The sequence below is a fragment of the Kribbella sp. NPDC000426 genome (assembly GCF_040300265.1).
Lineage (GTDB): Bacteria > Actinomycetota > Actinomycetes > Propionibacteriales > Kribbellaceae > Kribbella.
The window spans coordinates 687471-710819 of record NZ_JBEPDK010000003.1; the positions used below are offsets into that span (position 1 = coordinate 687471).

23 protein-coding genes and 1 riboswitch are annotated in these 23349 nt (G+C 68.5%); of the genes, 10 read left to right on the forward strand and 13 right to left on the reverse strand.

The window, feature by feature from the left end; genetic code table 11:
- Positions 1-35: 35 nt before the first annotated feature.
- The 5 genes from ABT313_RS17155 to ABT313_RS17175 are packed head-to-tail and all read right to left on the reverse strand — an operon-like array spanning position 36 to position 4422.
- Entirely contained in the window at positions 36-1373 is a 1338-nt protein-coding gene (locus ABT313_RS17155; protein ID WP_350853976.1) for an LLM class flavin-dependent oxidoreductase, read from the reverse strand.
- A complete protein-coding gene (locus ABT313_RS17160; protein WP_502883993.1) occupies positions 1370-2062 on the reverse strand; it encodes an ABC transporter ATP-binding protein in 693 nt (230 codons plus the stop codon). Before ABT313_RS17160 ends, ABT313_RS17155 begins: the two co-directional genes overlap by 4 nt.
- Positions 2059-2898, reverse strand: a complete 840-nt coding sequence (locus tag ABT313_RS17165) for an ABC transporter permease (protein ID WP_350853982.1) — start codon at positions 2896-2898, stop codon at positions 2059-2061. Before ABT313_RS17165 ends, ABT313_RS17160 begins: the two co-directional genes overlap by 4 nt.
- A complete protein-coding gene (locus tag ABT313_RS17170) occupies positions 2895-3941 on the reverse strand; it encodes an ABC transporter substrate-binding protein (RefSeq protein ID WP_350853985.1) in 1047 nt (348 codons plus the stop codon). Before ABT313_RS17170 ends, ABT313_RS17165 begins: the two co-directional genes overlap by 4 nt.
- Positions 3934-4422, reverse strand: a complete 489-nt coding sequence (locus tag ABT313_RS17175) for a flavin reductase family protein (protein WP_350853988.1) — start codon at positions 4420-4422, stop codon at positions 3934-3936. The genes ABT313_RS17170 and ABT313_RS17175 overlap by 8 nt, the downstream gene beginning before the upstream one ends.
- 292 nt (positions 4423-4714) lie before the next feature.
- On the opposite strand from ABT313_RS17175, the gene ABT313_RS17180 reads away from it, so the two are divergent.
- Both ABT313_RS17180 and ABT313_RS17185 read left to right on the forward strand, forming a co-directional pair.
- Positions 4715-5209 carry an RNA polymerase sigma factor gene (locus ABT313_RS17180; RefSeq protein WP_350853991.1) on the forward strand — a complete coding sequence of 165 codons (495 nt, stop codon included), beginning with the start codon at positions 4715-4717 and terminating at the stop codon, positions 5207-5209.
- Positions 5202-5768: a methylated-DNA--[protein]-cysteine S-methyltransferase gene (locus ABT313_RS17185; RefSeq protein WP_350853994.1), complete on the forward strand. Its 567-nt coding sequence runs from the start codon at positions 5202-5204 to the stop codon at positions 5766-5768. The genes ABT313_RS17180 and ABT313_RS17185 overlap by 8 nt, the downstream gene beginning before the upstream one ends.
- A gap of 90 nt (positions 5769-5858) precedes the next feature.
- On the opposite strand, the gene ABT313_RS17190 is transcribed toward ABT313_RS17185, so the two are convergent.
- Both ABT313_RS17190 and ABT313_RS17195 read right to left on the reverse strand, forming a co-directional pair.
- Positions 5859-6542, reverse strand: coding sequence for a class I SAM-dependent methyltransferase (locus tag ABT313_RS17190; protein WP_350853996.1), 684 nt, complete (start codon positions 6540-6542; stop codon positions 5859-5861).
- Positions 6543-6568: 26 nt separating this feature from the next.
- Complete coding sequence (locus tag ABT313_RS17195; protein ID WP_350853998.1) at positions 6569-7177, reverse strand: hypothetical protein; 609 nt, start codon at positions 7175-7177, stop codon at positions 6569-6571.
- 86 nt (positions 7178-7263) lie between these two features.
- On the opposite strand from ABT313_RS17195, the gene ABT313_RS17200 reads away from it, so the two are divergent.
- Genes ABT313_RS17200 through ABT313_RS17220 form a run of 5 tightly spaced genes read left to right on the forward strand, consistent with a single transcriptional unit; the run spans position 7264 to position 12044 of the window.
- Positions 7264-9192 carry a thiamine pyrophosphate-binding protein gene (locus tag ABT313_RS17200; RefSeq protein ID WP_350854000.1) on the forward strand — a complete coding sequence of 643 codons (1929 nt, stop codon included), beginning with the start codon at positions 7264-7266 and terminating at the stop codon, positions 9190-9192.
- A gap of 8 nt (positions 9193-9200) precedes the next feature.
- Positions 9201-9905 carry a flavodoxin family protein gene (locus tag ABT313_RS17205; RefSeq protein WP_350854002.1) on the forward strand — a complete coding sequence of 235 codons (705 nt, stop codon included), beginning with the start codon at positions 9201-9203 and terminating at the stop codon, positions 9903-9905.
- Between the two features lie 2 nt (positions 9906-9907).
- Positions 9908-10561 (forward strand): RNA polymerase sigma factor, encoded by a 654-nt coding sequence (locus ABT313_RS17210; protein WP_350854004.1) that lies wholly within the window; start codon positions 9908-9910, stop codon positions 10559-10561.
- Positions 10558-10788: an anti-sigma factor family protein gene (locus ABT313_RS17215; protein ID WP_350854007.1), complete on the forward strand. Its 231-nt coding sequence runs from the start codon at positions 10558-10560 to the stop codon at positions 10786-10788. Before ABT313_RS17210 ends, ABT313_RS17215 begins: the two co-directional genes overlap by 4 nt.
- Before the next feature lie 38 nt (positions 10789-10826).
- On the forward strand, positions 10827-12044 hold the full coding sequence (locus ABT313_RS17220) for a cation:proton antiporter (RefSeq protein ID WP_350854010.1): 1218 nt from the start codon (positions 10827-10829) through the stop codon (positions 12042-12044).
- On the opposite strand, the gene ABT313_RS17225 is transcribed toward ABT313_RS17220, so the two are convergent.
- From ABT313_RS17225 to ABT313_RS17245, 5 genes are all read right to left on the reverse strand, one after another.
- Positions 11986-13311, reverse strand: coding sequence for a purine-cytosine permease family protein (locus ABT313_RS17225; RefSeq protein WP_350854012.1), 1326 nt, complete (start codon positions 13309-13311; stop codon positions 11986-11988). The two genes, ABT313_RS17220 and ABT313_RS17225, sit on opposite strands and share 59 nt — an antisense overlap.
- Positions 13307-13425: riboswitch (TPP riboswitch) on the reverse strand. It overlaps the preceding gene by 5 nt.
- A gap of 17 nt (positions 13426-13442) precedes the next feature.
- Positions 13443-14105, reverse strand: coding sequence for an alpha/beta fold hydrolase (locus ABT313_RS17230; RefSeq protein ID WP_350854015.1), 663 nt, complete (start codon positions 14103-14105; stop codon positions 13443-13445).
- The gene (locus ABT313_RS17235; RefSeq protein WP_350854018.1) at positions 14102-14938 is read right to left on the reverse strand and encodes a hypothetical protein; all 837 of its coding nucleotides are present in this window, start codon (positions 14936-14938) and stop codon (positions 14102-14104) included. Before ABT313_RS17235 ends, ABT313_RS17230 begins: the two co-directional genes overlap by 4 nt.
- A 31-nt stretch (positions 14939-14969) precedes the next feature.
- Complete coding sequence (locus ABT313_RS17240; protein ID WP_350854020.1) at positions 14970-15722, reverse strand: DUF3152 domain-containing protein; 753 nt, start codon at positions 15720-15722, stop codon at positions 14970-14972.
- Between the two features lie 133 nt (positions 15723-15855).
- The gene (locus ABT313_RS17245; protein WP_350854023.1) at positions 15856-17049 is read right to left on the reverse strand and encodes an ATP-binding protein; all 1194 of its coding nucleotides are present in this window, start codon (positions 17047-17049) and stop codon (positions 15856-15858) included.
- Positions 17050-17198: 149 nt separating this feature from the next.
- On the opposite strand from ABT313_RS17245, the gene ABT313_RS17250 reads away from it, so the two are divergent.
- Complete coding sequence (locus tag ABT313_RS17250; protein ID WP_350854026.1) at positions 17199-18203, forward strand: GTP pyrophosphokinase; 1005 nt, start codon at positions 17199-17201, stop codon at positions 18201-18203.
- On the opposite strand, the gene ABT313_RS17255 is transcribed toward ABT313_RS17250, so the two are convergent.
- Positions 18190-19599 (reverse strand): MFS transporter, encoded by a 1410-nt coding sequence (locus tag ABT313_RS17255; RefSeq protein WP_350854029.1) that lies wholly within the window; start codon positions 19597-19599, stop codon positions 18190-18192. The two genes, ABT313_RS17250 and ABT313_RS17255, sit on opposite strands and share 14 nt — an antisense overlap.
- Positions 19600-19738: 139 nt before the next feature.
- Between ABT313_RS17255 and ABT313_RS17260 the strand changes: the two genes are divergently transcribed.
- Positions 19739-21499, forward strand: a complete 1761-nt coding sequence (locus ABT313_RS17260; RefSeq protein ID WP_350854032.1) for an ABC transporter transmembrane domain-containing protein — start codon at positions 19739-19741, stop codon at positions 21497-21499.
- On the forward strand, positions 21496-23274 hold the full coding sequence (locus ABT313_RS17265) for an ABC transporter ATP-binding protein (protein ID WP_350854035.1): 1779 nt from the start codon (positions 21496-21498) through the stop codon (positions 23272-23274). The genes ABT313_RS17260 and ABT313_RS17265 overlap by 4 nt, the downstream gene beginning before the upstream one ends.
- Positions 23275-23349: the final 75 nt, after the last annotated feature.

Genomic DNA, 23349 nt, shown 5'->3' on the forward strand with positions numbered 1-23349 from the left:
GGGCCGGCCACCTGGCGGGCCCAGCACCAGCGGGTTCAGGCGGTTGCCTCCGCCAGCGCCGCGGTGCGGCCGGCGGGCCGGGGCAGGCCGTAGTGCTCGCGGAGGGTGCTGCCGGTGTACTCGGTACGGAAGAGGCCTCGGGACTGCAGGATCGGGATGACCTCGTCCACGAACGTCTGCAGGCCGGACGGCAGGACCGGTGGCATGATGTTGAAGCCGTCGGCCGCGCCCGCCTCGAACCAGTGCTGGATCGCGTCGGCGACCTGTTCCGGCGTGCCGGTGAAGGTCCGGTGGCCGCGGCCGCCGCCCAAACGACCGATCAGTTCGCGGACAGTCAGCTTCTCGCGCCGTGCGAGCGTCACGATCAGCGTGTACCGGCTCTTCGCGCCCTCGATCTCGTCCTCGTCCGGAAGGTCAGCGGGCAGTTGCTGGTCGAACGGCAGGTCCTTGGGCGACACCTTGAGCGTCTTCGCCAGCTGCAGCCGGGCGTACTCGGGCCGGATCAGCGCATCCAGCTGATGCTCCAGCCGTTCGGCCTCAGCGACCGTCGAGCCGATCACCGGCACGATCCCGGGCAGGATCTTCACCCCCGAGGGATCCCGCCCGAGCGCGGCCGTACGCGCCTTGAGATCACGGTAGAAGTCCTGCGCGTCCGCCAGCGTCTGCTGCGCGGTGAACACCGCCTCGGCGTACCGCGCCGCCAGGCCCTTCCCGTCCTCCGACGACCCGGCCTGCACGATCAGCGGATGCCCCTGCGGCGACCGCGGCAGGTTCAGCGGCCCACGGACCTGGAAGTGCCGTCCGACATGATCGATGGGCACCACACGATCATCGACGGCCCACACACCGGAGGCCTTGTCCGCGATCGCGGCATCGTCCTGCCACGAGTCCCACAGCTTGAACGCCACCTCGAGGAACTCCGCCGCCCGCTCGTACCGCTCCGCATGCGCCGGCTGGTCCGCGAGATTGAAGTTGAGCGCCGCATCCGGACCCGCCGTCGTCACCACGTTCCACCCCGCGCGCCCACCACTCACGTGATCCACGCTGGCGAACCGCCGAGCCAAGTTATAAGGCTCGTTGTACGTCGTCGACGCCGTCGCGATCAGCCCGATCCGCGATGTCACGGCCGCGATCGCGGTCAGCAACACCGTCGGCTCCAGCGAGCCTGCCGGCCGCCGCCCGACCGTACCGAACAGCACCGGCGAATCCGCGAAGAAGATCGAGTCGAACTTCCCGCGCTCGGCCAGCTGCGCCAGCGCCTGGTAGTGCGCCACCGACGTGTTCGCGAACGGATCGCTCTCCGGCAGCCGCCACGACGCCTCGTGGTGCCCGGTGCTCATCAGGAACGCGTTCAGATGCAACTGCCTGCTCATACCGAAACTCCCAAAGCATCGAGAAGCCGCGACCGGACCGCGGCGAATCCTGGATCGGCCGCACTCCGCGGCACGGGTAACTCGATCGTCTCCGCGGCGACGATCCGGCCGGCATCGAGCACGATCACCCGATCGGCCAGCACGATCGCCTCGTCGACGTCGTGCGTGACCAGCAGTACGGCGGGCTGATGCGCCGCGCACAACTTCCGCAGCAACACGTGCATCTTCAACCGGGTCAGCGCATCCAGCGCCCCGAACGGCTCGTCCGCGAGCAGCAGCTCCGGCTCTCGCACCAACGATCGCGCGAGTGCGACCCGCTGCTGCTCACCACCGGACAACTCGTTCGGCCAGGCCTTCTCGCGACCCGCGAGCCCGACCTCGTCCAAACTGCGCAGACCGCGATCGAACGCACCGTTCAGACCGAGTACGACGTTGTCGAGCACTCTTGCCCATGGCAACAACCGCGAGTCCTGGAACACGACCGACACGTTCTCTGGTACGGCGAGCTCACCGGACCCGTCGACGTCGTAGTCCAGCCCGGCCAACGCCCGCAGCAACGTGCTCTTCCCGGAACCGCTTTTCCCCAGCAGGGCAACGAATTCGCCCGGTGCGATGTCCAGGTCCAATCCGTCCAGGACGGCGCGATCGTCGTACCGGCGGACCAGATCGCGGACCTGGACCGTGCTCACGAGGCTAGCGTTCGGCGCCATGACAGGGCCCTCCTCTGGATCAGACGGACGACGGCGTCGGAGAGCAGACCCAGCGCGCCGTACACAACGAGGCCGACGATGATGATGTCGGTCTGTCCGTACGTGCGGGCCAGTTCCATCATGTAGCCGATACCACTGGTGGAGTTGATCTGCTCGACGACGACCAGTGACAGCCACGCGCCGGTCACCGCGAACCGGAGCCCGAGCAGGAACCCGGGCAGCGCGCCCGGCAGCACCACGCGCCGGATGAACTCCCACTGGGACAGGCCGACCGTCTGCGCGAGTTCGACGTACCGGCTGTCGATCGTGCGCAGGCCGTTGTGGGTGTGGATGTAGATCGGGATGAACACCCCGAGCAGGATCGTGACGATCTTCATCGACTCGCCGATCCCCAGCCAGAGGATCAGCAGCGGCAGCAGCGCCAATGACGGGATCGCCCGCTTGATCTGGATCGGTCCGTCGAGCACGGCCTCGCCGAGGCGGGACAGGCCCGAGATCAACGCCAGTACGACGCCGAGCACGATCCCGAGCGCGAGTCCGATCAGGGCTCGCTGGGCGGACGTCCACAGGTTCGACTGCAACCGGCCGTCCGCGATCAGCTCGCCGGCCGTGCTGACCACGGTCCAGGGTGCGGACAGGATCCGTTGGTCGATCCAGCCGGCCGCGGATCCGACGCTCCAGATCACCAGCAGCAGCACCGGCCCGATCGCAGCGCCGAACTTGATCGGTCTCCCTGGTCCGAGCCGGCGACGCCGTACGACGGGCCGCGCGGACGCCGCACGCGAACGCAGACCGGGAAGAGTGGTCGCGCTCATTTGGTACCCGCCTTGATCGCGTCGGCGGCGACGGTCTGGAATCGCAAATCGTACAGATCCTTCGCCTGGATCACCTTGTTACCGGTCTCCTTCGCGAGCAGGTCGATCGTCACCTGCTGGCGTTCGATCGCATCGCTCCAGTCCGCCGGGATGTCCGGGTGACCAGCGTTGTCGACGAGCCACTGGCCGTCGGACTCGGTGAGGCCCTGGTCCTTCACGTAGTACCCCTGGATCCATTCCTTGGGGTGCGTGTCGATCCATTCCTGCGCGACACCCCAGGCGGCGACGTACGCGCGGATCGCGGCCGCCTTACCGGGATCCTCGAGGGACTCGACAGGTCCGTAGAGATGCCCGGCATCGTCGCGCAGACCGTGGTCGATCGCGCTCGCGCCGTCCTTGCCGTACTTGGCCAGGTACCGCTTGATCTGCACGCCGCCGATCGGGGCGACGTCCACCTGCTTCGAGGACAGCGCGTTCGAGTAGACGTCACCGGTCGACGGCAGCTCTATCAGCTTCACGTCGTCCTTCGTCAGCCCGGCCTTCTTCAGCACCTTGAGGATCAGCGCGCCCTGGGCCTGGCCCGGGCTGTAGGCGATCTTCTTGCCGCGCAGGTCGCCCAGCGTCTTCACCGACACCCCGGGAGCGGTGCCGAGCTTGTAGATCGGGTGGTTGAGCGGGTCCTGCCGGAACTTGGAGGCGACGATCTTCACGTGCAGGCCGGTCCAGGTCGCGTTGATCGGCGGGATCTCGGCGACCGATCCGAGGTCGAGAGCGTGTGCCCGGAACGCCTCAGTGGTCTGCGGTCCACCGCTGAGGTTCGCGAACTGCACGTACTTCGAGACCTTGTCGTACTGACCCGAGAGCTTCAGTGCGACCTCGGTGGCGGGATCGCCGACGACGATCTTCGTGCCGTCGGGGACCGTGGTGGGCAGGGCGGCGTCCAGCGAGAGCTTCGCTGCGTCGTCGGCGTCGGCCTTGCCGCTGCAGCCGGCGACCGTGACGGCGAGGAGGGCGAAAAGGACGGAGAGGCGTTTTCTAGACATGGTGGGCTTTCGCGTAGTGGCCGTCGTGGTAGAGCAGCGGCTCGTGTTCACGGCGTTCGGTGTGGGTGGCAAGGCGCGCGACGACCAGGTAGTGGTCGCCGACGGCGAAACGGTGCTCGACCTGGGCGCGCAGGTAGCTCGGGGCCTCGTCGAGAACGGGCTCACCGGTGGCCAGCCGGGACCAGTGGGTCGGCTCGGCGAACCGGTCGATCCCGCTGGTCGCGAACCGGCCTGCGATCGCGTGCTGGTCGGCGGACAGGAAGTTGATCACCAGGCTGTTCGCCGTACTCACGGTCGGCCAGCTGGATGCGCTGGTGGCGATCGCGAACGACACCAGCGGCGGCAGCAGGCTGATCGAGACCAGCGAGGTTGCGGTGAAGCCGACCGGGCCGTGGCCGGCGTCCGCGGTGATCACCACGACACCGGCGGCGTGGCGACGGAAGACGGAGCGGTAGACGTCGGCGGATACCACCCGCTCCACGGTGCTGTCTTTTGGGCAGTCGGGAACGACGGACAGGGCAGGACGATGCAAGGCGGGAACAGACATGTCACTCCCTTTGGGAGGAAGGTGAGCGGCGAGAGTTCGCCAGAGGACACAGAGGAGCGCGTCACCGACAGGTGGCGCTCGCCGTCCGCAGCAGATCGATGACGCGACGGCGGGTGAGGAGGGTCGTCGTCATGTCAGCTATCTTCGCACCATTGTCTATCGGCTAACTAGACAATCTCGTGATCCGGACTCACACGCCGGGGCCCGCATGCGTTCTACTGTCGTGATGACTCGGGAGAAGGTCGAGCTGCCGCCGTTCCAGGCGCTGATCGACGCGCACTGGCGCGACGTCGCCCGGCTGGCGCGGGCGATGGCCGGGCCGGTCGACGGCGACGACGCGGCGCAGCGTGCCTGGGAGAAGGCGTACGCGGCATACCCGGCGCTGACGTCGGCGAAGAACCTGCGCAGCTGGCTCCTCACCATCACGGCCCGGTGCGCGACCGACGTACACCGGGCGCGGAAACCGCAGCGCCCGCTGGACGAGGCACCACCGGTGGCGGTCGAGGGCCCGGACGCCGCCGCGTGGCCTGACCCCGACCTCTGGCGGGCGGTGAACGAACTCCCGGAGCGGCAACGCTTCGCGATCACCCTCAAGTACGTCGGCGACCTGGACCACCACGGCGTGGCCGCCGCTCTGGACACCACGCCCGCCGCATCGCGCCGGCTCGTCAGCGACGCGCTCGCGACCCTGCGCAGCAAACTCGGAGTAGATGATGACTGATCTCGAGAGCCGGCTGACCCGGCTCGCCATGCCTGACCTGAAACCCCCCACTTTCCCCGACGCCGATGTCGCCTACACGCTGCACGACACCCCGATCGGGACGATGCTGCTCGCGATCGCGCACGGCCGGGTCGTCGCCAGTTCGTTCGGTGACGAGGAGACGATGACCACCCGCCTGGCCCGGGCGGTGTCCCCGCGTGTACTCCGCCAGGCCCGCCCGCTGGACGACGTACGGCGGCAGCTCGACGAATACCTCGCCGGCGCGCGTCAGAGCTTCGACCTGGAGGTGGATCTCGCGCTGGCGACGCCGTTCCAGCGGCTCGTCCTCACGGACCTGCCGACCCACACGTCGTACGGCGCGACGACGACGTACGGAACCGTTGCCGCCGACATCGACAAGCCGAAGGCGGCCCGGGCGGTCGGTACGGCGCTGGGCGCGAACCCGGTCTGCGTCGTACTGCCGTGCCACCGGGTCGTGGGCGCGAACGGAGCCCTCACCGGATACGCCGGCGGGCTGGACGCCAAACGATTCTTGCTGAATCTCGAAGCAAAAAGGTGAGTTTTCCGGAATTTCCCGGAATGGTTTTAGACTCGGTAAAACAAGGAGCAGGTCCCCAATGTGGAGTGGGGATCTGCTCCTCCTGACGTGTCAGGAAGTTGTCGGCTGGTGGATCTCGAGGATCAGCCGGCGGCGGCCGCCCCAGTCGCGTTTGTAGACCTTGTAGTCGTCGATTCCGGCAGCCGCGCAGAGGCGTCCGTAGCTGATCTCGTCGTGGATGAAGTGCACGCCGCTGCGGTTGTCACTGAACTCGGTCGTGACGATCCGGTGCTCCGGTCCCTGCCGCATCCCGTTCGCGATCTCGGCCGCGGTCGCCGGCCCCCAGGCCGGGCCTTCGATGATCGCGATCCCGCCCGGCTTCAGCACCCGGGAGATCTCGCAGATCGTCGAGATCTGCTCGTCCTCGGCGAACAGTTCGTGGAACGCCGTCCACAGGCAGATCACCGCGTCGAACGAGTCCCACTTGTACGGCAGATCGGTCATCGAGCCGATTGCCCAGTCGATCGCGAGCTCCTCCTCGGCCGCCTTCGCCTGGCCGGCCTCGATCAGGTTCGGCGAGATGTCCAAACCGCGGACGACCTTCCCGGCCTTGCGCAGCGGCAACGCGATCCGCCCGTACCCGCAGCACAGGTCGAGCACCGACTCCTTGCCGTCCAGCAGCTCCTCGACGGCCTTGACGATCAGCGCGTCCCGCTCAGGCGTCGTACGCGCGGCCAGCCCGTCGGCCCCCAGTTCCGCGTACTCGGCCCGGCTGCGCAATGCGGAATTCAGCATGCGGCAAGTATTCCGGTTACTCCGGGTCAGGTCACTAGGGCCCTGCCTTTCTGGAAGAACGCGAGTACGTCGGTCAGCTCGGCGAGCACGCGAGCGGCGCCGAACGACGTGTTCCAGAAGTCGCCTGTCTGCGGCGTCCACGGGCCGACGTACGCATACGGCTCGGGAATGGCCTCGTCGCCCGGCGACACCCCGTAGTTCACTTCGTCCACGGTGACGGCCACATCGAAGTGCTCCGGCCAGAGCACGGGCGTCTCGTCGGGAGCAAGCTGTCGTAGCGCCGCGTCACCACGCGCGAACGCGTCGGCCAGCAGGCGTGCGGCGGTCGGGTCGACCTCCAGCTCCTCGTCGGGCCGTACGCCGGGGCCGCCGCTGTAGACGTCGTCGAGCCGAGACGCCTCGAGCCCGGCGGCTTCGGCCAACGCCCGATAGGTCCCGGTCAGCGGCAGCTCTCCAGCCGGGGTGACCAGGCGGTCGCCGTCGACGCGGACTCCAGGATCCCCGAGGGTGGCGAAGCCGCCCGGTACGACGCGCAACCTGATGCCACCGCCGCTTCGGTACTGCGGTCCGGCCAGCACGAGCTCGGCGACGCCGTGCAGGGATCGACGGGTTACGGCAAGCGAACGTTCGTCCATGACTGCAGTTTCCTCCTGTAACACCTGGCCGCGGAACGGCACTGTTCATTCACAAGGTTGGTGTCGCGACGGGTGGGAGGCGTTACATGTCGGGCAACTGGCACCGCGTGGATCAGGACGACGTGCCGGCGGACGGGCGGGTCCGCAGCGTCGTCGTCGACGGGCGGAGCGTCGCGCTCGCTCGCTGCGGGGCGCGACTCGGCGCCCTGGAGAACAAGTGCCCGCACCAGGGCGGCCCGTTGGGCGAGGGCTCGATCGAGAAGGGTCTGCTGCGCTGCCCCTGGCACGGGTACGACTACGACCCGATCACCGGGCAGCCGCCGGAAGGGTTCTCCGACGGCGTGCCGTCGTACCCGGTGGACGAGCGGGCCGACGGCGTCTACGTCCAGCTGCCCGACCTGCCGGCGCCGGTGCGCACGGTGGCCGACGTACTGGTCGAGACGTTGGTTGCCCACGGCATCAGTCATGTCTTCGGCATGGTCGGTCACTCCAACCTCGGGTTCGCCGAGGCGATGCGGCGGGCGGAGGAGCGCGGCGAGCTGACATACGTCGGCATCCGGCACGAGGGAGCCGCAGCGTTCGCGGCGTCGGCGTACGGGAAGCTCACCGGCCGCCCGGCCGCGTGCTTCGCGATCGCCGGGCCGGGCTCGACCAACCTGCTCACCGGTCTGTACGACGCCAAGCTCGACGGCGCGCCGGTGATCGCGATCTCCGGGCAGGTGCCGTCCAAGGTTCTCGGCCGCGGCGCCTTCCAGGACCTCGACCTGACCGCAGTCTTCAAGGACGTCGCCGTGTCGAGTACTGCGGTCCAGGCGGGCAGCGACCACGCCGAACTCGCAGCGCTCGCGGTCAAGCATGCGATCGACGGGCGCGGCGTCGCCCATCTCGTACTGCCCGACGAGGTACAGGTGCTCCCATCCGACGCGGCCGCCAAGACACCAGCCGGCAGGCTCTCCCGCCGATGTATCCAGCCCTCCATGGACACGCTGAGCCGAGCCGCCTCCGTGATTCAGGACGCCCGGCGACCGGTGATGATCGTCGGGCACGGTGCGCGCGGCGCCGAGTCGCAGGTACGTGAACTGGCCGAGCGACTCAACGCGCCGGTGCTGACCACCTTCAAGGCCAAAGGCCTGGTCCCGGACACGCATCCGCTCGGCGCCGGCGTGCTCGGTCGCAGCGGTACGCCGGTGGCGAGCTGGCTGATGAACGAGTCGGATCTGCTGATCGTGGTCGGCGCTTCGTTCTCGAACCACACCGGGATCGCGAACTACAAGCAGATCGTGCAGATCGACGACCACCACGCCGCGATCGGGCGGTTCGACGCGGTCACGGTCGACGTCCTCGGCGACGCCGCACTGACCCTTCAGGCGTTGACGGACCGGCTCACCGACACCAAGGCCACCGACCAGCGTCCCGATGTCGCCGACCGATGGGCGATCTGGCGTGCTGAGAAGGCCCGCCGGGTTCAGGACGACCGCGGCCGCGGCGTCTCCGCAGCCGCCGTCTTCGATGCCCTAGGCAATCACTTGCCGCTGGACGCGGTCGTTACCGTTGACGTCGGCAACCATGCGTACTCGCTCGGGCGGTACCTGGAGTCGAAGGGACAGCCGGTCCTGATGTCCGGCTACCTCGGCTCGATCGGCTTCGGCTACCCGGCGGCCCTCGGCGCCTGGGCCGCGGCGCCCGACCGGCCGATCGTCGCGGTCACCGGCGACGGCGGGTTCGGGCAGTACGCCGCCGAGCTCACCACCGCGGTCAAGTACGGGATCCCGATCAAGCATGTCCTGCTCGACAACCACTCGCTCGGCAAGATCAGCAAGGAACAACTCGCCGCCGACTACCCGGTCTGGCACACCTCACTGCACAACCCCGACTGGGCCGCGTACGCCGAACTCTGCGGTGCGACCGGCATCCGGGTCACCCGCCGCGAGGACCTCGACGCCGCGATGACCGAACTCTTCGCCACCACCGGACCAGGCCTGCTCTGCATCGAGCAGGACGCCGAACTTCTCTAGGAGCAACCGTGCCCGAATACGACGATCTGCGCGCGCTGTATCTGAACTGCACCCTGAAGCGATCGCCGGCGGTCAGCCACACCGAGGGCCTGATCGACGTCAGCCGGAAGATCATGGAGAAGCAGGGTGTCCAGGTCGACGTGATCCGCGCGATCGACCACGACATCGCGACCGGCGTCTGGCCGGACATGACCGAGCACGGCTGGGCGACGGACGCCTGGCCGGCGATCCAGGAGCAGGTGATGGCCGCCGACATCCTGGTGATCGCCGGCCCGATCTGGCTCGGCGACAACAGCTCGGTCACCAAGCGCGTGATCGAGCGCTTGTACGGCAACTCCTCGATCCTCAACGAGCACGGTCAGTACGCGTACTACGGACGGGTCGGCGGCTGCCTGATCACCGGCAACGAGGACGGGGTCAAGCACTGCGCGATGAACGTCCTGTACTCGTTGCAGCACCTCGGGTACACGGTGCCGCCGCAGTCCGACGCCGGCTGGATCGGTGAGGCCGGCCCGGGTCCGTCGTACCTGGATCAGGGCTCCGGCGGGCCGGACAACGACTTCACCAACCGGAACACGACGTTCATGACCTGGAACCTGCTGCACCTGGCCCGGATGATCCGCGACAGCGGCGGGATCCCGGCGTACGGCAACCAGCGGTCGGAGTGGGACGCCGGATGCCGCTACGACTTCGAGAACCCGGAGTACCGCTGAGCATGCTGTTGTACCGTCGGCTTGTGGGGGCGGCCGGTCTGCCGACGGATGACGTCCTCGTCGCCGGGCTGCGGGCCGGGGACGAGGAGACGTTCGCCTGCCTGCTGAACAACTGGTCCGGCTCGATGCTTCGGCTGGCGAGGTCGTTCGTGTCGACCACGGCCAGTGCGGAGGAGGTCGTGCAGGACACCTGGCTGGCGGTCCTGCAGGGCATCGAGCGGTTCGAGGGGCGGGCGTCGCTACAGACCTGGGTCTACCGGATCCTGGTCAACATCGCCCGCAAACGGGGCTCGCGCGAGCATCGGACCGTACCGTGGACGAGTCTGGTCCCGGACCACGGGCCGACCGTCGACCCGGCCCGCTTCCGTGGACCCGACGACCAGTACCCGGGCGGCTGGCGAGCGTTCCCCGAGCGCTGGCCGTCCACCGAGACCGAGGTCCTCGCGCACGAGGTCCGAGCCGCGGTCGCCAAAGCCATAGAGAATCTCCCGACCCGCCAACAGGTGGTGCTGACCTTGCGTGACATCGACGGACAGGACGCCGGCTCGGTCTGCACCCTGCTCGGCATCTCGGCAGCGAACCAGCGCGTCCTGCTGCACCGCGCCCGCGCTGCCGTCCGCAGCGAGCTCGAGGAGTACTTCGGAGCTGTGCGATGACATGCGAGGAGCTCGTCGAGCTCGTTACCGCCTTCCTCGACGGAGAGCTGGATCCGGAGACCGAGCAACGCTTCGTCGAGCACCTCGCGGTCTGCGACGGCTGCGAGATCTACGTCGAGCAGATGCGCCGCACGATCGCCGAGGTCGGCCAGGTCGAGCCCGAGTCCCTCAGCAGCGAGACCCGGGACAGCCTGCTCGAAGCGTTCCGCGCGTTCCCGCGCGACTGACCTGTAACGCCCGGCAGGCCTGGCGGCACTGACCTGGTATGCCGGACGTCGAGTTCACCAATCTGTTCGCGGTCGCGGTGATCGCGCTGCTGGCCCCGCTGCTGCTCGGATTCGCCCCGCGCCTGCGGGTGCCGGCCGTCGTGCTGGAGATCGTGGCCGGGATCGTCGTCGGCCCGCACGGCCTCGGGTTGGTCGACGTCGATCTGCCGGTGCAGATCGTGTCCCTGCTGGGTCTTGCGTTCCTGCTCTTTCTGGCCGGACTCGAGATCGACGTCCACCAGCTGCGTGGCCGGGTCCTGCGGCTCGCCGTACTCGGCTATGTGGTCACCCTCGCCCTGGGTGGGGCAACCGGGGCGGCGTTCGCGGCCGCCGGTTGGGTGCACAGCGCGTTGTTGCTCGCAGTGACCCTGTCGGCGACCTCACTGGGGCTCGTGGTCCCGGTGCTCAAGGACGCCGGTCAAGCGGACGGGACGGTCGGTCAGTTCACCATTGCGGCGGCTTCGATTGCCGACTTCGCGGCTGTGCTCCTGTTGTCGCTGGTGTTCTCGACCGAGGGTGGAAGTGCTGGCGAGCGGTTGATCATGGTCGGGCTGTTCGCCCTGCTCGTGGCAGTCACCGGACTGGTAGTGGCGACCGCGGGCAGGTCGCAGCGGATCGGTCTGGTCCTGTTGCGGTTGCAGGACACGACTGCCGAGATCCGGGTCCGGGCTGCTGTGGTGCTGCTGATCGCCTTTGTGGCCTTGGCCGAGCAGTTCGGGCTGGAGACGATCCTCGGGGCGTTCCTGGCCGGGGCCGTCGTCGGTCTGGTGGACCGCGATGCGACCTCGCACCCCCGGTTCCGGACCAAGCTGGAGGCGCTCGGCTACGGCTTCCTGATCCCGGTGTTCTTCGTGACGAGTGGCCTGCGGCTGGATCTGCGTGGGCTGGTCGACGATCCGGCGTCGCTGGTGCGGGTGCCGCTGTTCCTGCTGGCGTTGCTCGTCTTGCGCGGAGTACCCGCGTACCTGTCGGTGCGGACGCTGGGTCGTCGCAGTACGGCGGCTGTTGCGCTGTTGCAGGCGACGTCGTTGCCATTCATCGTGACCGCTACGCAGATCGGCGTGGTGACCGGGCTGATGACTCCGGTCACCGCCGCCGCGCTGGTCTGTGCCGGGTTGTTGTCGGTGCTGATCTTCCCGGCGGTGGCGCTCGTACTGCTCAGGCAGCCGGCCGCCGACCGATCCGGCCGAGGAGAACCGCGGCCAGCATCGAGATGACGATCGAGGTGTACGTCGCGCCGAGCCAGGTCGGGACCGCGTGGTGGTTGAAGACGGCCTGCTGTACGTCGGTCCAGAACGGGGACCAGCCGGCCACGGTGCCCGGGTTGACGAGCTGGTACGCGACGAATCCGATCAGCCACGCGAGCGTCGGCTGCCAGCGGAACTTCGCCGTACCGGAGACGTCCCAGTTCATCTTGCTGACCACGAAGAAGTCCGCGATCGCGACCGCGAACAACGGGATGAAGACCGAGCCGATCAGGTACAGGAACTGCGTGTAGTTGCCCAGGTCAACCATTAGCGCGATGCCGGTGGCGAGCACGCCGATCGCGACCGAGATCCACCGGCGGTCGATGTGGCCGATCAGGTTGTGCGCGGCCATCGTGGTCGAGTAGACGTTCGCGTAGGCCTCGTCGACCTCGTCGACCAGCAGGACGAACAGCGCGATCGCACCGGCCGGCAGGGTGACCAGTGCGGTGATCACGTCGTCGCTGTTGGTCTGCAATGTGGCGACTGCGACGACGCCGAGGGCGTAGTACCCGATGGCTGCCAGGCCGTAGCCGAGCGCGGACCCGCCGAACGCAGCCTTGTTGGTCCGCGAGTGCCGCGTGTAGTCGGCGGCCAGTGGGGCGAACGACACGACCCCCGCGGCGGCGAGGTCCACGGCCGGCCAGAAGCCGAACACGCTGTCCTGCGGCAGCGCGTGCACCGGCTTGCTGAGCACCTGCACGAACAGGTAGACCGACGCGATCAGCACCAGCCACACCATGAACTTCCGCAGGATCTTCACGCTGCCCAGCGGCCGGACCGCCATCGTCGTCGCGATGATCCCGGCCAGTACGACGAACAGCCAGCGCCAGCGTTCACTCGTCACCGCGACCGCAGCCTGCGAGATCACGATGATCTCCATCGTCGCCCAGCCGACGTTCTGAGCGATGTTCAGGACGGTCGGCGCGATCGAACCGCGACGGCCGAACAGCCCGCGCAGGCTGGCCATCGCCGGCGCACCGGTGTGCGACCCGAACACGGCCGCGCCGCCCAGCACGAGCGCCCCGATCCCGCAGCCGACGACGACCGCGAGCAGGCCTTGCCACAGCGAGCCCGTGTACGCCGCCACGAGCGCACCGGTGACCGGGCCGAACAGCGAGATGCCGAAGTTGCCCCACAGCGTGAACTGGTCGAAGAAGCCGAGCGTCCGCGGCGCATCCGTGGTCAGAACAAGCGGCGCCTCGGTGGAGCTGGCAGGACGAACAGCGGTATCGGTCATGAGTGACCCCAATCCCTACGCCGGCATTACCCGGTCAGGTTCAGGCGGTCGGCGACCCTAGCTGTCGCCCTCTCAGCCCGCGCATGTTCGGTGCGAGCTCCCGCATAGGTTGTGCTTCGGAGTCTAACGCGTCAGCTAGTTTCCGGGAGGGCGGCTGCTCGTTCTATGAGAGCGGCTAGCTCCGGGCCGTTGGTGACGACGGGCATGTGCGCGCCGGTGTCGAGCGTCCGGGCCTCGCCGTGGCTGAGTTCGGCGAGGCGCTGGACCCACTCCGCCGTCGACAGCAGGTCATGTTTGCCGCGGACGATCAGCACCGGCGCCTTCACCCGGCTGATGACACCGGCCAGGTCATGGTGCCGTGAGGCCTCTCCGGCCCGGGCGATCGTCGGCAGCGTCGTACGCGCGTACTGCGGGGTGACGGTGCGGACCAGCTTCGGGGCGTCGGGTATGGCGGAGCCGAAGAGCCGGACCGCTCGGTCGACCCAGCTCGACATCCGGGCGTCGCCGGACGGAGCGGCCAGGACGAGGGCGTGGGTCAGCTCGGGGTACCGGACCGCGAGCTCGACGATGATCTGGCAGCTGGCTGAGTGGCCGACGAGGACGGAGCGCTCGCGGATCTTCTCGGCGAGGGCGACGGCCAGTGCGCGCGGGTGCAGGTCCTCGCGGGCGCCGGCGGGTTCGCCGTACCCGGGCAGTGTGACCACGTGGTACGGCGTGACGAGATGCTCCACGGTCCGGGCGTACGACTCGGGGCCGAGGCCCAGACCGGGCACCAGGACGACTGGTGCGCTCACTCCCAGGGTGCCTTGACCGGTGGGCCCTGGACGACCGGGTTGCGTACGTCGGGCTTCAGTTCGCGGTACCCGAGGAACAGGCCAACCGCGAGGATCAGCAGACCGGCACCACCCCAGCCGTACGCCGTGGGCAGCCGGTCGACTGCGCCGTCGATGGATCCCAGGCCGGTGGACAGCACCATGATCAGCCAGACCAGGATCGGTACGAGCGACACCGCGACCAGGCCGAGTCCGACCAGCTCCGCCGGCTCGGGCTTGCGGCCGGCCTTGCGGCGGGCGAGTACGTCGCGGATCCACATGAACAGGGCTCCTGCGCCGACGACCACGAGCAGCAGTTGGCCGATCGCGTCGATCACGTCTGTGCGGAGCGGGTGGTTGAGTGGCGAGCCCGGCGCCTGCGAGATGTCGCGGAGCGAGACCCGCTGGACGGAGATGACGAGCAGACCGTAGAACCCGGCGATCACCGTGGCCAGGCCGACGACCCGGGCTGCACGGGGGTCACGCGGCTGCTCCTCTCTTCCGTATACGGGGAGCTGGTGGGGCTCGGGGTTCGACGGGGCGCCGTACGGCATGCCGGGGCGGTAGCTGGGCGGCTGGGCGTGCTGCGGACCAGCCTGCGGCTGCGGCGGGACGCCGTACTGGCCTGGTGGGGTGCCGTAGGGCTGGGGCGGCGCGTACGGACCTTCGGCCGGCGGGGCGGCTGGGCCGGCGCCGTACGTGCCACCGCCGTACGGCGTCGGCGGGGCGTAGTGGTGCTGCTCCTCGCTGGGCTGCTGCTCGGGCTGCTGGGGCTGATCGCCCCGGCCGTACGTCGGGAAGTCCTGTGACGACATCGCTGCGCTCCTCCCGTCCGTACCTAGCTTCTCAGGTTGCCTTGATGGTGGGCCAGGCGTTGGGCAGACAGCCGGCCAGGCCCTTCGTCTGCTGCATCATCACCGGTGCGGGGGTCTTCGGCTTGGTGCAGGTCGAGTGCCCGTGCCCGAGCGCGTGACCGACCTCATGGTTGACCAGGTAGCTGCGGTACAGCTCGACGTTGCCGTTGTACGACGGGATCCCGTACATCCACCGCTTCGCGTTCAGCACCACCCGGTCCTCGACCCGGCAGGACACCTCACCGCCGGTGTCGAGCGGCAGACACAGCTTGTCGGTCAGCGCGGGCGTCGCGAGGATGATCCGCAGATCGGCGTCGACCTTGTCGGTCCGCTCGAAGCTGACCGGGTGCAGCGCCTGCCATCCGCGCGGGTCCGTCAGCGTCTTGTGGATCGCCGCCGCGACAGCGGCTCCGTTGACCGACAGCCCCTGCTCGATCTCCACGCGATAGGTGAGCTTGTCGCGCACCCCGCTCGCCTTGTTGAACCCCGGCACGACGGCGAGCTTCCCGGTCGACACCAGCACGTTCGGCTTCGCGTTCTTCGGCTTCCGCGTCAAGGTCGGTGCCGGCCGCAACGGAGTGGTGAACTTCTGCGTCGGCGTCACCACCGGCGTCGGCGTCATGCTGGGCGTCTCGACAGCCACAGGTTCGTCGGCCCCCGCAACCACCTCAGCCGCAAGGCTGGCCCGATGCGCCACATCCGGATGCGCGACCACCACAGTCCCCAACACAGCCAAGGCAGTCACCGCGAACCACTGCCCCCGGTAAGACTTCCGCCGACTATGCCGCCCACGCGTCACCACACGCTGGCCGCTCCGCCGGGTGGTCATGACACTCGACCCTATCCACTACCTGCCACGACACGAAACCCCAGTTCCGTTAAGCCGTCCTCGTCCGCAGGAATTTTCCGAAGTGGGGGACGGTGAAGGCTACGGTGCCGCGTTCGGCGGAGAAGACCAGGCCTTTTTTGATGAGGCCGTCTCGGGCTGGGGAGAGGGACTGGGGTTTGCGGTTGAGGGTGCTGGCTACTTCGGCGGTGGGGACGGAGCCGTCGTCCACGCCGATGCCGAGCTCGGCCATGGCGCGCATGTACTCGCGTTCGGCGGGGGTGGCGCGTTCGTAGCGGGAGCCGAAGAAGCCGACGGTGAGTTCCGCGGAGGCCTCGGGGGCGGCTACTGCGACGTCCTTGATGGTGATGGGAGAGGTCGGCGCGTGGTCCCAGGTGGAGTGGGCGAAGGCCTGGACGAAGTACGGGTAGCCGTCGGTCTGGGCGTACAGCTCGTCGAGCGCCTCCTCGTCGTACTGGACGCCTTCGCTCTCGGCCGGCACCATCAGCGCGCGGTCACACGCATCGCGTGCCAACCGGTCGACGCGGACGTACCGGAACAGCCGCTCGGAGTACGACTTGCTGGCCGACAGTACGGCGGGCAGATGCGGCAGCCCGGCACCCACGACAACCAGCGGCGCACTCTGCTGCGAGATCTCATGGCAAGCGGCGCACAGCGCAGACAGGTCGTCCGGACTGATGTCCTGCATCTCGTCGATGAACAGTCCGACCCCGACAGACAGGTCACCGGCCAGATCGGCAGCGTCGGTGAACAGCTCGATCAGGTCCATCTCCAGGTCACCGGAGTCGGCCCGCCCCTTCGCCGCGGCTACGTCCACCGGCGGATGCCACCGGATCCCCTTCCGGTCCTCCGCCCCGGTCCGCAGTGCAAAAGCCTTCAGTACGGCGCTGAACTGGTCGACTCGGTCGTCGTCGCGGTGCCGGTGCCCCAGCTCCCGCATAGCAGTGTGCAGCGCTTGCGCGATCGGCAGCCGGATGCTCTGCTCCGGTCGAGCCTCGATCTTCCCCGTACCCCACGCCCGCTTGATCGCCTGCGAACGCAGCGTGTTCAGCAGGACCGTCTTGCCCACACCCCGGAGTCCGCTGAGCACCAGGCTCCGCTCCGGTCTGCCTGCCGCGACCCGCTCGAGGACCACCTCGAACTGCCGCACCTCGATGTCGCGTCCGGCCAGCTCAGGCGGCCGCTGACCGGCGCCGGGCGCATAGGGATTCCGGATCGGATCCATGCTTTCACTGTATGAGCCCGTCTAGCGTTTTCCGTAGATTGACCAATCAAGGACCAGAGCGTGTCGCGAGGGCTCTCTACAGCTTTCTAGCGAAATCACTAGAAACCGATAGACACCACCAGCGAGCCGAAGACCACTAAGGTGCCGCCATGGTGGAGCAGGCGGGGGCGGTTTATGAGCGGGTGCACCAGCAGTACGTCGGTGGCGCGCGCAAGCTCGAGGCGCTGATCAACGAGCTGATCGGTGAAGAAGAGGGCATCAACTACCTGACCGCCACCGCTCGCGCCAAGGACCCGGAGTCGTTCCTGGCGAAGGCGTCGAAGCCGCACCCGGACGACCCGAGCAGGCTGAAGTACGACGACCCGCTGAACCAGATCACCGACCTGGTGGCGGCGCGGGTGATCACGTTCCTGGTCGAGGCGGTGGACCGGGTGTGCGAGGTGATCGAGGAAGAGTTCGAGATCGTCGAGCACACCGACATGGGTGCGCACACCCGGGCGCAGGGTGTGTTCGGGTACGCCAGCAAGCACTATCTGGTACGGCTGAACGCGCACCGCCGGGAGCTGCCGGAGTACGCCGTACTGAAGAACCTGGTGATGGAGATCCAGGTCCGTACGGCGGTCCAGCACGCGTGGGCCGAGTTCGAGCACGACATCAGGTACAAGCTGGACATCCCGCCGGGCCGCAAGCCCGAGTTCGACCGGCGCTTCCTGCTCGCCGCGGCGCTGATGGAACTGGCCGACAACGAGTTCACCGAGATCGACCGGCTGTACCGCGAACTGGCGGCGACTGCCGAGGACAAGGCGCCGCTCGACCTCGCGACCGGCACGCTGACGACGTACCTGACCCGCCGCTACCCGGACGCGCCGCACGCCAAGACCACCCACTACGCCTGGATCCTCGGCATCCTGCACCGCCTGGGCGTCACCACCGAGGAGCAGCTCACCGAGCACCTCACCGGCATCGACAGCGAAGCAGTCCAGGCCGCCATGACCCACAGGGCTCCAGCCGGCACGGTACGTCGCCTCGACGACGATCTGCTTGCAGCCAACGGCCCTGCCTACCTGGCGCTGTTCCCCGACGAAGAGCGCCGCCAGAAGATCCTCCGCGGCCGCCTCAAGGCTCTGACCCGCGCCGGCATCATCCAGCCTTGACGAGAGCCTCCGCAGTACGTCGAGCCCACGCACTGGTCGTGATGAGGCCGAGCACCAGGACCAAGGCACCGCAGCCCGCGATGACGTACCAGCAGAGGCGAGCGGCGTCGACGAACCCGGTCTCGAGTGGTCCGACCAGACGGGCTGTCAGCACGGTGCCGGCGATCGCGACCCCCAGTGAGGCGCCCACCTGTCGGCTGGTCGAGGCGATGGCCGCTGCGACACCGGCCTGGGACCGGGGCATGCCAGACACCGCGGCGTTGGTGATTGGCGCGTTCAGCATGCCGAAGCCGAGTCCGAAGACCAGATAGCCGATCAGCAACTGCACAGTGGACGTAGAGGTCCCCAGCCGCGACAGGATCAGCCCGGACGCCGTCAGCATCGTCCCGGCAACCACCAGCGGTACGCGGGGACCGCGGTGGCCGACCAGCCAGCCTGAGATCGGTGCGAAGACCACGGTCATCGCAGCCATCGGCAGAGTCAGCAGTCCGGCATGGAGCGCGGTGAAACCACGTGCTGACTGCAGATAGAGCGAGTTGAGGAACAGGAACCCCGACAGCGCCGAGAACCCGCACACGGCGATCAGCGTGGCTCCCGAGAACGGCGCGCTCCGGAAGAAGCGCGGTTCGAGCAGCGGCTCCTCGCGCCGGCGTTCGTAGTACACAAGCGTCACCGCGGCCGCCACGCACACCGAGAAGCACCCGATGATCAGCGGCGAGCCCCACCCCGCCGCCCGGCCCTCGATGATCCCGTACGTCAGCCCGCCGAGCAGCAGTACGACGAGCACCTGCCCGACCGGATCCATCCGTCGCGGGACAGCAGCGCGGGACTCCGGCACGAAGAACGCGGTCATCAGTACGGCGGCCACCGTCACCGGCACGTTGATCCAGAAGATGAAGCGCCACCCGGCAGCGTCGACCAGCGCACCGCCCACGACCGGCCCGACCGCCATGCTCAGCCCGACCACGCCGCCCCAGACACCGATCGCCTGCGCGCGCTCGCGCGGGCTGGTGAACGTGTTGGTGATGATCGACATCGCCACCGGGTTCAGCATCGACCCGCCGACGGCCTGCAGCACCCGGAACGCGATCAGCAGGTCGATGCTCGACGCGACTCCGCACAGCAACGACCCGATCCCGAAGAGCACCAGTCCGGCCTGGAACGTCCGCCGCCGCCCGACCCGGTCCGCGGTCGACCCGGACACCATCAGCAGGCTCGCCAGCACCAGCGTGTACGCGTCGATCGTCCACTGCAGCTTCGCGACCGAGGCCCCGAACTCGGACCGGATCGCCGGCAGCGCCAGGTTCACGATCGTCGAGTCGAGCCCGACGATGAACAGGCTCGAGCAGCAGATCCCGAGAACCAGCAGCCGCCGCCCCCGCGTCAGCTCCTCCACCCGGTTCCCTTCATCCTTGAATACTTTACTACCAGGTGGGAAAACGGTTTGACGGAGTGTCGGCGGGGCCACCTAGGCTTGATCTATTCGCCTGGTCAGGTGCCTTCTTTCATCCCTCTATGCCTGTTTGTGAGACGTCATGTCTTTGCGCCTCATCCCGTTCGCCGACCCGGGTGTGCCGGACACCCGCTCCGGCCTCCGACTCATCATCTGGCTGGAGCACCAGCAGCTGCGCGGGCAAGCCCTCGCAGTGTTCTGGGGGCTTGTCTACTTCGGCGGTATCGCCGCCGCTCCGGTTGCCGTCGGTCTGGCCGTCCAGGCCGCGATCGACCTGTCCTGGCCCAAGCTCATGCTGGCCGGTGGGTTGCTGCTGGCCTTCGGCGCGGCCAAGGCCGGCGCCGACTCGTTCTTCCACCGCGCCGTGGTGACCAACTGGATCAGCACGGCGTCCCGCCTGCAGCAGCTGCTCATGCGCAAGGCTGCGGAGCTGGGCTCGCTGCTGACCCGCCGGATCGCCGCCGGTGAGGTCGTCGCCGTCAGCAGTGGCGACGTCGAGAAGATCGGCTGGTTCGTCGAGGTGCTGGGCCGGTTCGCCGCCGCGCTGCTGACCTGCTTCGCGGTCGTCATCGGCCTGCTGTTCTACGAGCCCCAGCTCGGTGTGGTGGTCCTCATCGCCGTGCCGGTGCTGGCGTTCTCGATCGTGCCGCTGATGGGGCCTGCGGAGCGTCGCGCCGACGAGCAGCGTGCCAAGGGCGGCCGTGCCACGGAGCTGGCTGCCGACACGGTCGCCGGTCTGCGCGTACTGCGTGGCATCGGCGGCGAGCAGCTGTTCCTGGACCGCTACCGCGAGGCCTCCCAGCAGTACCGGAGCAGCGCGGTCCGCAGTGCTCGGATGTGGTCGCTGATCGCGGCCCTGCAGGTGCTGTTGTTCGGGCTGTTCCTGGTGGTCGTCGTCTGGATGGGCGTGCGGCTCGTGACGTCCGGCCGGATCTCGGTCGGCGAGCTCGTCACGACGTACGGGTTCATCACGTTCATGCTGGTGCCGCTGCACACGTTCGAGGAGACGGCGAGCGCATTCATCTTCTCGAAGGTGTCGGCCCGGCGGGCCGCGCGGGTGCTGTCGCTGCAGCGGACCGACGAGACCAAGGGCACCGCCGAGGCGCAGCTGCCGCAGGGCGACCTGCTCGACCCGGTCACCGGCCTGCACATCCCGGCGGGCAGCTTCACCGCGGTCGTCGCCGGCGACCCGGATGCCGGTGGTCTGCTGGCCGACCGGTTGGGCGGTCACAGCCCGACAGCCGACGGTGAGGCCTCGGTGCTGCTCGGCGGCGTCGGCCTCGACGACATCCCGCTGGAGTCTGCGCGCACCGTCGTGCTGGTGCAGGACAAGGACCCGGTGCTGCTGTCGGGGACGGTGCGCGAGCTGTTCGACGTGCCGGCCAGTGGTGCGGTCGCTCCGGAGACGGCGCTTGACGCAGCGCAGTGCGCCGACATTCTCGACGTACTGCGGCAGACGCTGCCTGCTGGTGAGTCCGACGCGATGAACGCGGTGCTGACCGAGCGCGGCCGCTCGTTGTCCGGTGGCCAGCGGCAGCGCGTGGCGTTGGCTCGCTCGCTGTACGTCGACCCGCAGGTCCTCGTGCTCGACGAGCCGACCAGTGCCGTGGACGCGCACACCGAAGCCCGCATCGCCGACGGACTGCAGCTGCTGCGCGCCGGCCGGACCACAGTGGTGTTCACGTCGAGCCCGCTGATGCTGGACCGGGCGGAGCGAGTGGTGTTCGTGCCGGACGGCCGCGTCGAGGCAGTCGGGACGCACCACGACCTGCTGCACACCAACCCGCGGTACCGCGCCGTAGTGACCCGTGAAGACGAACAAACCGTTGAGGAGTTGGCGTGAAGCGCCCTCTGTACGACCCGGCAGCCCCACAGGAAGTAGTGCGGCTCCCGGTGGCAGGCAGCGCGACTGTGCGCGCCTACCTGAAGACGCTGTTCCGCCGGCACCGCCGTGCGTTCGGCTGGCTCACGCTGGTCAACGCAGTGGCGGCGCTGAGCGGCATGGTCGGCCCTTGGCTGCTCGGCAACGTCGTCGAGAAGCTCTCGCAGGGCAAGACCGACGTGAAGCTGCCGTACGTCGTGACGGGCTTCGTCATCGCCCTGGTGGTGCAGACGATCTTCGTCCGGCTGACGCGACTGCGCGGTGCGGTCATGGGTGAGGAGATGCTCGCGGACCTGCGGGAGGACTTCCTGGTCCGCTCGGTCGGGCTGCCGCCCGGCGTGCTCGAGCGCGCCGGCACCGGTGACCTGCTGTCCCGCATCACGACGGACATCGACCGGCTGTCGCACGCCATGCGGGACGCCGTACCGCAGCTGACGATCGCGGTCATCTGGGCCGGTCTGCTGATCGGTGCGCTCGTGGTCACCGCTCCGCCGCTGGCGGTGGCAGTCGTGATCGCTGCGCCGATCCTGATCATCGGTGGCCGCTGGTACTTCCGGCGTGCGCCATCCGGCTACAGGTCGGAGGCAGCGGGGTACGCCGCTGTCGCATCCGCGCTGGCCGAGACGGTCGACGCCGGCCGGACCGTGGAGTCGCACCGGCTCGGCGACCGCCGCATCAAGCTGGGTGACACCCGGATCGGCCAGTGGGTCGCGTGGGAGCGGTACACGCTCTACCTGCGGATGATCCTGTTCCCGGTGATCAACATGACCCATACGGTCGCGTTGGCCGCCGTGCTGGTGATCGGTGGCGGTTTCGCCATCCAGGGCTGGATCACGGTCGGCGCACTCACCACAGGTGCGCTGTACATCCAGATGCTGGTCGAGCCGGTCAACATGATGATCCGCTGGTACGACGAGCTCCAGGTGGCCCAGGTGTCGCTGGCGCGGCTGGTCGGCGTCCGCGAGGTGGAGACTGCCGCGACCGACGGCGATGCCGAGCCGGACGGCCGGACTGTGCTGGCCGACGACGTGCGGTTCGGCTACCTCGAGGGTCGCGACGTGCTGCACGGTGTGACGCTGACGGTCGAGCCGGGTGCGCGCGTGGCGCTCGTAGGGCCTTCTGGTGCTGGGAAGTCGACGCTGGGCCGGCTGCTGGCCGGCATCTACTCGCCACGCGTCGGTGACATCACCTTGGGTGGTGCGGCGCTGGACCAGATGTCTGCCGAGCAGGTCCGTAGTCACGTTGCCTTGGTCAACCAGGAGCACCACGTGTTCGTGGGCAGCGTTCGCGACAACCTGCGGCTGGCCAAGCAGGACGCGACGGACGCCGACCTGTGGGCAGCGCTGCGCTCGGTCGACGCCGACGGCTGGGTGGCCGGCTTCGATGACGGGCTGGACACCGAGGTCGGCTCCGGCGGGGTCTCGCTGACGCCGGCTCAGGCTCAGCAGGTCGCTCTGGCCCGGCTGGTGCTGGCAGACCCGCACACGCTGGTCCTGGACGAGGCGACCTCGTTGATGGACCCGCGCGCGGCCAGGCACTTGGAGCGGTCGCTGGCGACCGTTCTGGAGGGCCGGACCGTGGTGGCGATCGCACACCGGCTGCACACGGCGCACGATGCGGACGTGATCGCGGTCGTCGAGGACGGCAAGATCGTCGAACTGGGCGCCCACGACGAGTTGGTCGACGCCCAGGGCGCCTACGCCGCCCTCTGGAACTCCTGGCACGGCGAACGCTGACGCTCGGACGGGTGGGTCTGCGGTTATCCACAGGATGAACTGCGATCCCGGCGGATCCACCCGTGCTCGTGTGAG